The following is a 12744-nucleotide window of genomic DNA, read 5'->3' as shown; positions in this document are numbered from 1 at the left end:
CGGTCGAAGGGCTCCGGCCTTGGCCAGAAAACATGGACTGAGATAGTAGCGGGAGTGACTTCAATTGACACTTCGTCTGATGGCAATTCACGCTCATCCTGATGACGAATCGAGCAAGGGCGCCGCAACGATGGCCCGATATGCGGCGGAAGGGCATCGCGTCAAAGTGGTGACCTGCACCGGCGGTGAGGCCGGCAGCATTCTCAACCCTGCGATGGATCGGCCGGAGGTGCGGGAGAATATCGCCGCAGTGCGCGTTCATGAAATGGCTGCAGCCGCTGAGACTCTCGGCGTTGAACATGAGTGGCTCGGCTTTACCGACTCCGGTCTGCCTGCGGGCAACCCGGTGCCGGTGCTGTCGCACGGAGTGTTTGCTCGCCAATCGGTCGAGGATGCGACCAAGCCTCTCATTCGGGCAATTCGCGAGTTTCGTCCGCACGTCGTCATTACTTACGACGAAAACGGTGGCTACCCGCACCCGGACCACATCATGACCCATATCGTGTCCATGCGCGCTTGGCTGGAGTCTGGAACGGATAAGTACCCCGAGCTCGGTGAACCATGGGAAATTTCCAAGCTCTACTACACCCACGGTTTCATCAAGGCGCGTCTCATCGCGCTGGACAACTACTATCGCGACAACGGTTTGGAAAGCCCGCTGGCCGAGTCCTTCCGCCGTTGGACTAAGACTCCCGGCGACATCATGACCCGCGTGACCACGCAGGTTGAGTGCGGCGATTACTTCCAGCAGCGGGATCAGGCGCTGCTGGCGCACGCTACGCAGATCGATCCGAACGGGCCATTCTTCGCCGTGCCGGTAGACATTCAGCAGCGCGTTTGGCCGACCGAAGAGTTTGAGCTTGCCCGCACTCGAGTGCAGACCGAGCTGCCAGAGACCGATCTCTTCGCCGGTATCGACCCCGACGCGGAATAGTCCGGAATTAACGCTAAGCTGGAACTCATGATTGAAAGCTTCGATGCCTTGGCGGCTCGCACGACAATTTTCCTGGCGCAGAACCCCACTGGTCCGCGGGGTGCTGACTTCGGAAAGGCCTCTCCTGTTGGCCTGCTCATCATTGTCGTTTTGCTCATCGTCATCCTGGCTCTCGGCTGGGATCTCTCGCGGCGCGCGAAGCGCATGGCCGCTCGCCGGAAGTTCGCCGAGGCGCACGGCATGGATCCCTTCGATTCCGAGGCTGTGGATAAGGCGATGGCTGCAGCAGAGCAGCGTCGTGAAGCGGAGTAGTCAGCGTCAAGGTGTGTGCGCGTCGCTTGACGACGGGCAGTTGCGCGCGCCCCTGATTGTTTCCCGTGTGGCGGGATTTGGAGTTCGAATTGCGGGATTCTAGGCAGTGCGCTACAGTCGAGCGCATGCGTATGTGGCGATTTTATTTTTCGAAGGCTCCGGAGGCAGTGACGACATAGTCACAGCCGGCGGCTAATCGTCACGTCGCCACCAACCGGAGCCAAAGGCAGCAGCCCCACCAATAGGGGCGCTGCCTTTTGTCGTATCTACAGCCAAATACATGCGTAACGCCCCAGAGAAAAGAGACCTCAGATGACCCCTCCAACTTCCCTCGAAGCCCCCGCCTCTACCGCGAACCGCCGTGTCGTAGCCTTCCACGACCTGCCCTCCCCAGAAGAGGTCATGGCCAAACAGCCACTGACCCCGAACCTAGTTAACGAAGTGGAGCAGTCGCGACTCGACATCGCCCGCGTCATCGCCCGCGAGGACAATCGCCTGCTGGTCGTTGTCGGCCCGTGCTCCATCCACGACCCCGAGGCCGCCATCGACTACGCCCGCCGCCTGAAGGCCACCGCCGATGAGCTCGACGAGGACCTGCTGGTCGTCATGCGCGTCTACTTCGAAAAGCCGCGCACCACCGTCGGCTGGAAGGGACTCATCAACGACCCCGACCTGGATAGCTCCTTCAAAATCAACAAGGGCCTGCACATGGCCCGCGAGGTACTCATCGAGGTCCTGCGCACCGGCCTGCCCGCCGGCGCCGAATTCCTCGAGCCCAACAGCCCGCAGTACATTTCCGACGCCGTCTCCTGGGGTGCAATTGGTGCGCGCACCACGGAGTCGCAGGTCCATCGTCAGCTCGCTTCCGGACTTTCCGTGCCCATCGGCTTCAAGAACGGCACCGACGGCAACGTCCAGGTCGCCGTGGACTCGCTGGTCTCCGCAGCAAACCCGCACTTCTTCTTCGGCATGAACGACCAAGGCCGCGCCGCCGTTGTCGAAACCGCCGGCAACCACAACTGCCACATCATCCTCCGCGGTGGCACCTCCGGCCCGAACTGGGACGAAGAATCGCTTAACGACGCCGAAGCGCGCCTGAACAAGGCCGAGCAAACCGTCAGCATCATGGTGGATGCCTCCCACGCCAATTCCGGAAAATCCGAGGTGCGCCAGGCCGAGGTCGTTGAGGAGCTCGGCAAGCTCATCGGGGGCGGCGACGAGCGCATCACCGGCATCATGATGGAGTCCTTCCTCGAAGCCGGCGCGCAAAAAATTACCGATGGTCGTAAGGGCCTCGTATACGGCAAGTCCGTCACCGATGCGTGCATGGATTGGGAAACCACCGACCGGCTGCTGCGTACGCTTGCGGCAGAAGTTCGGAAGCGTCGGCAGGCACGCGACTAAGCACAAAGTGGCCGTGCCCATTGGGTAGAGTTACATATGTGAAAGAAAACCAGCCGTCCTCACTCCGGCGGATTGCGTATCCGCTCTACGAGCGCAAACTAGCCCAAGAGCTAGAAGGAAAACCTCGACCCAAGCACGTTGCCATCATGGCCGATGGCAACCGCCGCTGGGCGAGGGAGGCTGGCTTCACCGACGTCAGCCACGGCCACCGCGTCGGCTCCCGCAAAATCGCAGAATTCGTCGGCTGGTGCGCAGAGCAGGAAATCGAGCTGGTGACCATCTACCTGCTCTCCACCGAAAACCTCGGGCGAGACCCCGAAGAGCTGGAATTACTGTTCGACATCATCGCCGACGTCGTCGACGAATTGGCGCAATCGCCTAACGACGTGCGCCTGCGCATGGTCGGCCACCTCGAGCTCCTTCCGGAAAGAATGACCGCCCGGCTGCGTCACGACGAAGAAGTCACCGCGAACAACACCGGCATCCAGGTCAACATCGCCGTTGGCTACGGCGGCCGGCAGGAAATCGTCGACGCAGTACGCAGAATCATCCGGGAATCAGTCGCCGAGGGAATCGATGCTTCCGAGCTTGAGGAGCGCATCACCACCGATGCCATTTCTCGCCGCCTCTACACATCCGGACAACCGGACCCCGATCTAGTCATCCGCACTTCCGGAGAACAGCGGCTCAGCGGCTTCCTCCTCTGGCAAACCGCCTACTCCGAGATTTGGTTCACCGATACCTACTGGCCCGAATTCCGCCGCATCGACTTCCTCCGCGCACTTCGAGACTTTTCGCAGCGCTCACGCCGCTTCGGCAAATAACCTCCCTACATCCGGAAAAATTTCCGGATGTTAGAGTTTGCGCATCCGGACCCTCGAAACCTTGTGGTCCCGAGACTTCGTAAGAACTAATGACGCCCGCACTCGAGTGGGCAAAATATTTTCCGTCAGGTTCGGCAAGTTCACCTGCTGCCAAATGCGTCGGGCCACCTCGGCCGCAGCTTCGTCGTCAAGCGTGGCGTAATCCGCGAAGTGCGCGCCCGGAGCGCGAAACGCCGTCTGGCGGAGACTGAGGAAACGATTAATGTACCAGCGTTCGATGTCCGCGCGCGGGGCATCGACGTAGACACTGAAATCGAAAAGATCGGAAATCATCAGCGTCGGGCCCGTCTGCAAAACGTTGAGCCCCTCGAGAATGAGAATGTCCGGACGATCGACATCGACGAACTCATCCGGCACCCGGTCATAGAGCGTGTGCGAATACACCGGCGCCTTCACATGCCGCGCCCCCGACTTCACCGCCGTGACAAACCGCATCAACGCACGCTGATCATACGACTCCGGATACCCCTTGCGCTGCATAATCCCACGGCGATTCAATTCCTCAGAAGGATAGAGGAAGCCATCAGTAGTAACCAAGTCCACCCGCGGATTAGTCTCCCAGCGCTCGAGCAGGACCTGCAGCAAACGCGCCGTCGTTGACTTGCCGACCGCCACCGAACCCGCGACGCCGATAATAAACGGCACCGACGCCCCCTTCGAAGGATTTTCCCCAAGAAAGTTCGACGTTACGGCGTTCAGCTCCCGATGCGCCGCCACACGCATGTGAATCAGACGAGAAAGCGGAAGATAGACCTCGGCGACTTCGTCCAGGTCGATGTTTTCACCGATACCGGAAAGTCGTTCAGCTTCCTCTTCCGTCAGCACCAGAGGCATATTCTTGCGCATTTCGCGCCACTGCTCGCGTTTGAACTCGACGTACGGGCTGGGGGATGTTGCGCGCGTCATACTTCCAATTGTGCCAAGGGGGTGCCGAAAACCGGAAAACGAGTCAATAAAGGGGGCATACCTGAATGGTGCTGCTTTCGTGGTTTGCCCCATAAAGGGCTAGCATGGCCTGTGGCATTGAAGTTTCATTGAAAGGTCGAAAACCTACTCATGACCGGGTCTAACAATAACGATGTCCGCTACCAATCGCTGCGTGAACTCGATCCCGACCTCGCAGAGGCAATGGCAGGGGAGCTCTCTCGTCAGCGTGACATGCTCGAAATGATTGCCAGTGAGAACTTTGTTCCACGTGCAGTGCTGCAAGCTCAGGGCTCGGTTCTGACCAACAAGTACGCCGAAGGCTACCCGGGCCGTCGTTACTACGGTGGCTGCGAATACGTCGACGTCGTCGAGGACATGGCACGCAACCGCGCCAAGGAGCTCTTCGGCGCTGAGTTCGCCAACGTTCAGCCACACGCAGGTGCGCAGGCCAACGCTGCCGTTCTGCATGCGCTAATCAACGCCGGTGACAAGATTATGGGCCTCGACCTGGCACACGGCGGTCACCTGACCCACGGCATGAAGCTGAACTTCTCCGGCAAGCTCTACCACGTCGCCGCATACGGTGTGGACAAGGACACCATGCGGATCGATATGGACAAGGTGCGTGAGCAGGCGCTCGCAGAAAAGCCGGATGTTCTCATCGCAGGTTGGTCGGCGTACCCGCGCCACCTCGACTTCGAAGCTTTCCGTTCCATCGCCGATGAGGTCGGTGCGAAGCTGTGGACGGACATGGCGCACTTCGCAGGCCTGGTTGCCGCCGGTCTGCACCCGTCGCCGGTTCCGCATTCTGACGTTGTGTCGACCACCGTTCACAAAACCCTCGGTGGTCCACGTTCGGGCATGATTTTGGCCAAGCAGGAGTACGCCAAGAAGCTGAACTCCGCTGTTTTCCCGGGGCAGCAGGGTGGCCCGCTGATGCACGCCATCGCCGGCAAGGCCGTGGCGCTGAAGATTGCTGGTACCGAGGAGTTCAAGGAGCGCCAGGAGCGCACTCTGGCTGGTGCCCGCATTCTGGCTGAGCGTCTCACCGCTTCCGACTGCGCCGAGGCTGGCGTCGATGTTCTCACTGGCGGCACCGATGTCCACCTGGTTCTGGCGGATCTGCGCAATTCTGAGATGAACGGCCAGGAGGCCGAGGATCTGCTCCACGCTGTTGGCATTACCGTCAACCGCAATGCTGTTCCGTTTGACCCGCGTCCTCCGATGGTTACATCCGGACTTCGTATCGGTACTCCGGCGCTGGCCACCCGTGGTCTCGACGAGAAGGCGTTCACCGAGGTCGCCGATGTCATCGGTACTGCTCTCGCCGCCGGCAAGAATGCGGATGTTGACTCCCTGCGTGCTCGTGTTTCGAAGATTGCTCAGGAATTCCCGCTTTACGACGGCATCGAGGACTGGAACCTCATCTAATTCTGCGTTTTTGCAGCGCAAGTACCCGTTCTAGCAGTGCGCTAGGACGGGTTTTCCCGTACATCCGGGTTTTAGTCCGGAGGTGGTGGCTCCGGCCCGAGCTGTTTCGTCGTGCCTGCCCGGTATCCGGCGTAGGACCTCCCGGACATTGATGTCACAAATGAGTTGCTAAACAGCGGCGGCCGAGTTTTATCCGGCGGGCGCCATCGAATATGTCCGGATGTGGGGATGCGTTCGAGGTGGCCGTTGCGTCCTTCCCGGTCGTCGTCGTTAAGCCCGTTGTGTTCGCGGCAGACCATGGTGAGGTTGTCCAGCGTGGTTGTGCCGCCGTGTTTGTGGGCGACTAGGTGGTGCGCTTGTCCGCTATAGGCGGGGCGTTCACAGCCGGGCCAGGCGCAGATGGGGTTGTCGATGAGCATCGCGATGCGCTGCTCTTCAGTCGCCAGGCGGGGGTTGCCGATGGGAAATAAGTCCGTAATGGCGCTGTGTTCGTCGTAAAGCACGGCCCACCCGGTGTCGGCGAGTAGGGCGTTGAGGAAGACGTCGGGGGCGAGCGCAGAGCCGTTGGTGGTGGCGGCGAATCGCGGGCTGTAGTCGATGAGGTCTTGTGCGGTGATGATGATGGCGGGTTGGTAGCGCATTTCATCGAGCTTGTCGACGGGCGTTGCGGCATCGGCATGCTCGAGGCGCTCGGCAAGCGCTTGGCCGACGCAGCGGTCGTGGGAAAACTCCGGATGGGACTTCCGGATTTCTGCGGCACGGATGGTAAGCGGCGACAGGAGATTGTCGAGCATATCCGAGGGGCCGGAGATGTGGAAGTGCTTCATTCCCCGGATGTCTACCTTCCGGGAAAATCGGGCGCGCAGATGCTGGGGTGGCTCGTCTTCGGTGTTGAGCTCGGTGAGAGTTTCCCGCATGTAGAGATCGAGTTCTTCGAAGCCGAGGCGTTCGGCGGCAGCGACGAAGGTGAGCCGCAGGTTGTCGTGGAGTTCGGCGTTGTTGGCTTGGCGGCTGCGCTTGTCGATAAGCACGCAGGTGTCCAGGCTGAGGCCGAGCTGGCGCGCAAGGGCGGTGGCGTCTTCGCGGGCTTTGGTGTTTTCCTCGGTGTCAGCGGGTTGGAGATAGTGGGCGGCGACGCGTAGCAAAAGCCGGAGGCGCGCCGGGTCAAGGCCGAGGGTTGCCGCCAGGTGGGAGGTGGCGTCGTGGCCGTCGGGACGCGCGGCGTGGAGTTCCGCTAGCGTGTCCATTCCGCGCGAGGCCAGTGCGGCGAGCGTCCCAAGAACTGTCATGCCTTTGAAGGTAAAAGTCCGGATGTAGGGGGACAACGCCTATGGGGGCAGGCTGTGGATAAGTCAGCCGGTTTAGCAGTTATCCACATCCGGACTTTTCACCGCGCAAACGCACCGCAGCTGCACCGCCGTACCGCCGCACCACGCGCTGCCGTCTGTTACGCCCCGAAGTCACGCAGGGCGCTGCCGGTGAGGCGGAAGGTGTCCCATTCGTCCATGGGGAAGGCGCCGAGGGAGCGGTAGAAATCGATGGAGGGTTGATTCCACTTCAGGACGCACCACTCGACACGTGAGTAGCCTCGCTCCACGGCAATTCGCGCGAGGTTCTGCAGCAGTGCTTTGCCCTTGCCGGTGCCGCGTGCCTCGGGGCGGACGTAGAGGTCTTCGAGGTAGATGCCGTGGGTGCCTTCCCAGGTGGAGTAGTTGAGGAACCACAGTGCAATGCCGTCGAGGCGCGGGCTGCCTCCAACACCGCCATCACCGCCACCAACACCGCCATCACCGCCACCGGCGCCGTCGTCCAAATTTCCGGATGTGGAGTCGACGACGTGGCAGAAAATCGCAGGGTTGTCCCCGAAGAGCTGTTCGCGCAGGCGCTCGGGGGTCAGTCGGACGGCATCGGGTTCTTTTTCGTAGGCCGCCAGGTCTTTGATGAGGTCGACGATCTCGTGGACGTCGTCAGGCGTGGCGGGGCGTGGAAGTGTCATGTGTCCCTTGTTACTCGCGGCGAGTGATTTGGTGCAAAAGTGCGTCCGAGGCGGGGGAGATTGCGATAACCTGCGAGGTTATGAGCAACGTTACTCAAGACTTTTCCGACGGCATTCTAGCCATCACCATCGACCGCCCGGATGCCTATAACTCCCTGGATAAGAATCTCCGCTTGGAGCTGAAAGCCGCTTTTGAGCGTGCGCAGGAGCCGGATGTGCGCGCTGTTATCCTGCTCGGCGGGCCGAAGGCGTTTTGTACGGGCCAGGATTTGAAGGAGCACATTTCTGACCTGCAGTCCGGCGCCGGCATGGGCAAGGTTGTCGAGGAGTACAACCCGATGGTCGCGGAGCTGACCGCGATTAACGTTCCGGTTATTGCAGCTATCGAAGGTGCTGCGGCGGGTGCCGGCTGGTCGTTGGCGCTGCACTGTGATTTCCGTATCGCCGGCCCGAAGGCGTCGTTCAAGGCGGCGTTCCCGTCGATTGGCCTGGCCACGGACTGTGGCATGTCGGCGCTGCTGCCGCGCATGGTCAGTGACGCGAAGGCGCGTGAGCTGTTGTTCTTCGATAAGAAGGTGCTTGCCGACGAAGCCCTGAGCCTCGGCCTGGTCACTGAAGTGGTGGATAATCCAGCGACTCGGGCACGTGAGTTGGCTGCCCAGTTTGCGGCGGGGCCGACGGCCGCGCTGAAGGAGATTAAGGCTCTGCTGCGCCGGGATACCTTGTCTGCCGCTGCGGCGGAGGCGGACGCGCAGGCTCGTTTGGCGGTCTCGGCCGACCATAAGGAAGCGGTGGCCGCGTTCTTGGAGAAGCGACCACCGCATTTCGTAGGTGAGTAAGGCAGATACCTGGAGTGGCAGGGGAGAGATAGTAGTGAAGAACTACTGCTCTTCCTGTGCTCCTAGTACTTCACTGGTGAGCTCTGGGTGATCTCCCAGCTCACCGGAAACCTCGTCAGGGTGCTTGGATAGGCTGACCAGCGAGACTGCCAGACCGCCCCAGATGACGATGATGAACAGTGCCATCATGACAATTGCGATACCGGACATTTGGCTTAAACCTCCTCGGTTTCCGGAGTGTGCTTGCGTGGCAGGTGTGAGGACCGCTTGAAATCTGGCGTCACACCGAAGTCCGAGCCCGGAGGGCCATCGAGACGGTGTTGGCCGCGCCAAGGCAGGATGGCCATAATCAGAGCGCCGATGAGAATCACGCCGATGACACCCCAGCCAAAGATGTCGATTTGGGTGTCGGAGTAGCCTTCGTAGTTTTCCTGGAAAAGTCCAATGAGCTCCTGGAACAGGATGACGGCGAGAATGACCGGCGTGATGTTTCCGACGAAGATCTGCCACATGGTGCCGACCTTGAACGAGGAGACGGCGTTGAGGTGCATGGCGAACTCGTTGGTGCGGCGCAGGATCCAGTCGATTGCGATGATGGTCAGCAGTGCAACCAGGACGATACCGACGTTGTTGGTGAACTTATCGACAATGTCGAGGGTTACCAGACCTGAGGTGGTCGGGAAGGCCAGCAGCGAGATGACGGCCATGGCGCCACCGACGGTGAGGGTGGCCTGGACGCGGCCGAGGTTCAGCTTGTCCTTTACTGCGGAGACAACGACCTCGAGCAGCGACATCAGGGAGGTCACACCGGCGATTGCCAGGGAGAGGAAGAACAGCAGCCCGAAGACCGAACCGATGACCTTGGGCATCTCAGAGATGACCGTCGGGAATGCGATGAAGGCAAGACCAATACCGGAGGTTGCGACCTCGTCAACGGCCTCACCCGACTGCGCTGCCATGAAGCCCAGGGTGGCGAAGACACCGATACCGGCGAGAACCTCGAAGGAGGAGTTTGCGAACGCGGTGACCAGGCCGGAGCCGGTGAGGTTCGTGCGTGGCTTCAGGTAGGAGGCGTAGGTCAGCATAATGCCGAAGGCCACGGACAGGGAGAAGAAGATCTGGCCGTAGGCGGCAATCCATACGCTGGAGTCAGTCAGTGCGGACCAGTCTGGGGTGAAGAATGCATCCAGGCCCTTTGCAGCGCCGTCGAGCGTCAGGGAGTAGATGACCACTGCGACGAAGAGGATGGTCAACAGTGGGATGAAGATAATCGAGACCTTGCCGATGCCCTTGTCCACACCAGCGGCCAGAATGCCGATGACGAGTACCCAGACAATGAGCAGGACGATGGAAATCGAGGGGACGAAGTCCAGAGAGAAGACGCTCTCGGTGTCTACTTGGAGGAAGTCCTTCATGAAGTGGGTCTCGGCATCTGGGCCCCAGCTCTTGCGGATGGACTTCCAGGCGTAGATGAAGGACCACGCGATAATAACGGCGTAGTAGACGGTAATGAAGAAGGCGATACCGACCTGGATCCAGCCGATTGGCTCAGCCCAGGGCTTGATCCGACGCATCGACTTCGGTGCGGACCCGCGGAAGCGGTGTCCGATGGCGAAGTCGAGGAAGAGCAGTGGGATACCTGCGGTCAGAAGTGCGACCAGGTAGGGGATAAGGAAAGCGCCACCGCCGGAGTCATATGCGACATAGGGGAAACGCCAGATGTTTCCAAGCCCGACTGCCGAGCCGATAGCGGCGAAAATGAAGGCTGCTCGGGTGGAAAACACCTCCCTTCGCTGAGGGGTAGCGGTCGAGTTGGTTGTGCTCATACCTCTGGAACTCCAATCCTTCATCTCCGGTCACGCGCTCGCGCGGCCTAGGAGGGAATTTGGTGAAGTGCATCACCATTACCTAACAGAATCTTAGTATATGAGATGGGTATCTCATTGTATAGTTTCGGTTTTGTAGGGGGTAATGTTTTTAGTGGGGGTGTGGCACAGGGGAAGGGAGCTCTAATCCAGCCTCGTAAATAATCGCCAGCCACCTACTTTGAGGTATGCAAAAACCCCGCCAGGAAGACCTGACGGGGTTTGGGGCGAATCGGCTAGGCCGACGTGAGCTGTTTACTCTGCGCCGCCCTTGGCGATACGACGGAAGATGATCTCCTTCATGATCTCGTTGGTGCCACCGTAAATGGTCTGGACCTTGGAGTCGAGGTAGTGAGTGGAGATTGGGTACTCGAGCATGAAGCCGTAGCCACCGAACATCTGCAGGCAGCGGGTAACGATGTCCTGCTGTTCCTCGGTGGTCCAGTACTTGGCCATGGAAGCGCCGGTCTCGTCCAGCTGGCCTGCGTTGTGAGCCATAACAGCCTGGTCAACGAAAGCCTGCAGGGCGGTGACGCGGGTGGCAATGTCAGCCAGGTAGTGGCCGTGGACCTGGTGCTGGATGATCGGGCGACCGAATGCCTCGCGCTCCTGAGCGTACTTGTAAGCCAGGGTCCAGGCGCGGCGGGAAGTTGCGACAGAGCCGCAAGCCAGGGTCAGGCGCTCGTGAGCGAGGTTGGTGCGCAGGTAGCCGAAGGCAGCGCCCTCTTCGCCGAGCAAGTTCTCGGCCGGAACGCGGACGTTGTCGAAGTTGAGCTCAGCGGTGTCCTGAGCCTTCAGGCCGACCTTCTGCAGCGGGCCAGCCTTGGTGAAGCCCTCGAGATCAGCGTCGACGATGAACATGGAGACGCCAGCGCGGCCCTTGGATGGGTCGGTGATAGCTGCGACGAGAGCGAAGTCGGCCATCATGCCGTTGGAGATGAAGATCTTGGTGCCGTTGAGGACGTAGTGGTCGCCGTCCTTCTTGGCGAAGGTGCGCATACCTGCCAGGTCAGAACCGGCGCCCGGCTCGGTCATAGCGAGGCAGCCGATGGTGTCGCCGGCGTTCATGGAAGCCAGGTACTTCTGCTTCTGCTCTTCGTTACCGAACTTGGCCAGGTACGGAGCGACCAGGTCGTTGAGAACGCCGAAGGAAACGACGATGGAGCCACAGTCGGCGTTGGAGAGCTCCTCGTTCAGGACCTGGTTGTAGCGGAAGTCCATCTCTCCGCCGCCGCCGTATGCCTCCGGGGTGGACATACCAATCAGGCCCAGCTCACCGGCCTTCTTGAAGATTTCGCGGTCCGGCTGACCTTCCTTGTGCCAGCGCTCTACGTTCGGGGTGATTTCCTTCTCGACGAAGCCGCGAACCATGTCGCGGAACATGTTGTGCTCTTCTTCGAAGTGAGTACGGGGCAGAAAGTCCTTCATGACATGCTCCTAGAAATATTGTCGTGGAATTTTTGTCTTAAGGCCTTTTCGTACGTCGCAGATAAACGCTGCAGATAAACGCGATGGCCTCGGTTCATCGTCATAGTGACTATGACTGTTGTACCCCATTATGCATGAGTGTGATGAGAGACACTTGTTTTTTTAAAAGTTTTTTCCCGATTGATGACGTGAAATCGCTTGACGACGGATATTGTGCCCAACCTTCCCGGAAAACTACCCCCGTTGCGGTTGGGGGTGCTATTGAATCCAGACTGTCCCCGACAGTCGGCAATGTTAGGTAATGCTAACCTACAGACCCAGGTGAATGGCTATTTTTGTCATATCTGACAGGCGGGACCCTGGGGCTTTGGGGTGGATAGGGTAGGCGTTTTGGATGGTCCTCATGGGGGTGATTAACGAAACATTCTCGTTTTCTTATTCCCATTAGTGCTGGTGGTAGTTAGTATGAGCATCAGGTGGAGACCGGTTCCCTTGATTATCCGAGCTTCTTCCACTGCAGTCATAGCAACCTCCAATTGCACTCGAAAAAATGACGCGACCTGTGCGCCGTCCCTGTGGAATGGACAGCGAGCAGGTCGCGTTATTTTTATTTTTTATTGCTGCGATTAGGCGCTAGTCGGCAATCCGGGTTAAGTAGCAAAAAGTGTGTCCGCTCGGCGTGTTGCGGGGCGGGCACACCGTTTGTTACTTCATGGGGCCTTTT

The 12744-nt window shown here is 59.7% G+C and carries 13 protein-coding genes; 7 read left to right on the top strand and 6 right to left on the bottom strand.

Annotated elements, in window-relative coordinates:
• Nucleotides 1-79 precede the first annotated feature (79 nt).
• From mca to QP995_RS08675, 4 genes are all read left to right on the top strand, one after another.
• Nucleotides 80-934 carry a mycothiol conjugate amidase Mca gene (mca, locus tag QP995_RS08690; RefSeq protein ID WP_070546065.1) on the top strand — a complete coding sequence of 285 codons (855 nt, stop codon included), beginning with the start codon at nt 80-82 and terminating at the stop codon, nt 932-934.
• Nucleotides 935-961: 27 nt separating this feature from the next.
• On the top strand, nt 962-1246 hold the full coding sequence (locus QP995_RS08685) for a hypothetical protein (protein ID WP_038626184.1): 285 nt from the start codon (nt 962-964) through the stop codon (nt 1244-1246).
• 312 nt (nt 1247-1558) lie between these two features.
• The gene (locus QP995_RS08680; protein WP_070429187.1) at nt 1559-2650 is read left to right on the top strand and encodes a 3-deoxy-7-phosphoheptulonate synthase; all 1092 of its coding nucleotides are present in this window, start codon (nt 1559-1561) and stop codon (nt 2648-2650) included.
• Nucleotides 2651-2688: 38 nt separating this feature from the next.
• The gene (locus QP995_RS08675; RefSeq protein ID WP_016423188.1) at nt 2689-3474 is read left to right on the top strand and encodes an isoprenyl transferase; all 786 of its coding nucleotides are present in this window, start codon (nt 2689-2691) and stop codon (nt 3472-3474) included.
• A 30-nt stretch (nt 3475-3504) separates the two neighbouring features.
• Here QP995_RS08675 and coaA read toward each other — a convergent pair whose 3' ends face one another.
• Nucleotides 3505-4440 carry a type I pantothenate kinase gene (gene coaA, locus QP995_RS08670; protein WP_038626177.1) on the bottom strand — a complete coding sequence of 312 codons (936 nt, stop codon included), beginning with the start codon at nt 4438-4440 and terminating at the stop codon, nt 3505-3507.
• A gap of 150 nt (nt 4441-4590) precedes the next feature.
• Between coaA and glyA the strand changes: the two genes are divergently transcribed.
• Nucleotides 4591-5892 carry a serine hydroxymethyltransferase gene (gene glyA, locus QP995_RS08665; RefSeq protein WP_005510713.1) on the top strand — a complete coding sequence of 434 codons (1302 nt, stop codon included), beginning with the start codon at nt 4591-4593 and terminating at the stop codon, nt 5890-5892.
• Nucleotides 5893-5963: 71 nt separating this feature from the next.
• Here glyA and QP995_RS08660 read toward each other — a convergent pair whose 3' ends face one another.
• Nucleotides 5964-6719: an HNH endonuclease signature motif containing protein gene (locus tag QP995_RS08660; protein WP_246820038.1), complete on the bottom strand. Its 756-nt coding sequence runs from the start codon at nt 6717-6719 to the stop codon at nt 5964-5966.
• Between QP995_RS08660 and QP995_RS08655 the strand changes: the two genes are divergently transcribed.
• Nucleotides 6705-7034, top strand: a complete 330-nt coding sequence (locus QP995_RS08655) for a hypothetical protein (protein WP_246822166.1) — start codon at nt 6705-6707, stop codon at nt 7032-7034. The genes QP995_RS08660 and QP995_RS08655 overlap by 15 nt on opposite strands.
• A gap of 305 nt (nt 7035-7339) precedes the next feature.
• On the opposite strand, the gene QP995_RS08650 is transcribed toward QP995_RS08655, so the two are convergent.
• Nucleotides 7340-7888, bottom strand: coding sequence for a GNAT family N-acetyltransferase (locus tag QP995_RS08650; RefSeq protein WP_049190692.1), 549 nt, complete (start codon nt 7886-7888; stop codon nt 7340-7342).
• Nucleotides 7889-7968: 80 nt separating this feature from the next.
• Between QP995_RS08650 and QP995_RS08645 the strand changes: the two genes are divergently transcribed.
• Complete coding sequence (locus QP995_RS08645; protein WP_048733985.1) at nt 7969-8727, top strand: enoyl-CoA hydratase-related protein; 759 nt, start codon at nt 7969-7971, stop codon at nt 8725-8727.
• 42 nt (nt 8728-8769) lie between these two features.
• Here the strand turns inward: QP995_RS08645 and metS are convergent, their stop codons facing one another.
• The 3 genes from metS to QP995_RS08630 all read right to left on the bottom strand — a co-directional run bounded on the left by metS (nt 8770) and on the right by QP995_RS08630 (nt 12020).
• A complete protein-coding gene (gene metS / locus QP995_RS08640) occupies nt 8770-8937 on the bottom strand; it encodes a methionine/alanine import NSS transporter subunit MetS (protein ID WP_048733989.1) in 168 nt (55 codons plus the stop codon).
• A 5-nt stretch (nt 8938-8942) separates the two neighbouring features.
• A complete protein-coding gene (locus tag QP995_RS08635) occupies nt 8943-10553 on the bottom strand; it encodes a sodium-dependent transporter (RefSeq protein ID WP_049172268.1) in 1611 nt (536 codons plus the stop codon).
• Nucleotides 10554-10847: 294 nt separating this feature from the next.
• Nucleotides 10848-12020, bottom strand: coding sequence for an acyl-CoA dehydrogenase family protein (locus tag QP995_RS08630; protein WP_005510658.1), 1173 nt, complete (start codon nt 12018-12020; stop codon nt 10848-10850).
• Between the last annotated feature and the right edge of the window lie 724 nt (nt 12021-12744).

Origin of the sequence: Corynebacterium sp. MSK032 (assembly GCF_030232065.1) — a bacterium.
Lineage (GTDB): Bacteria > Actinomycetota > Actinomycetes > Mycobacteriales > Mycobacteriaceae > Corynebacterium > Corynebacterium jeikeium_D.
The sequence above is the reverse complement of the archived record's forward strand: the minus strand, read 5'-3'. Positions and strand labels throughout refer to the sequence as shown.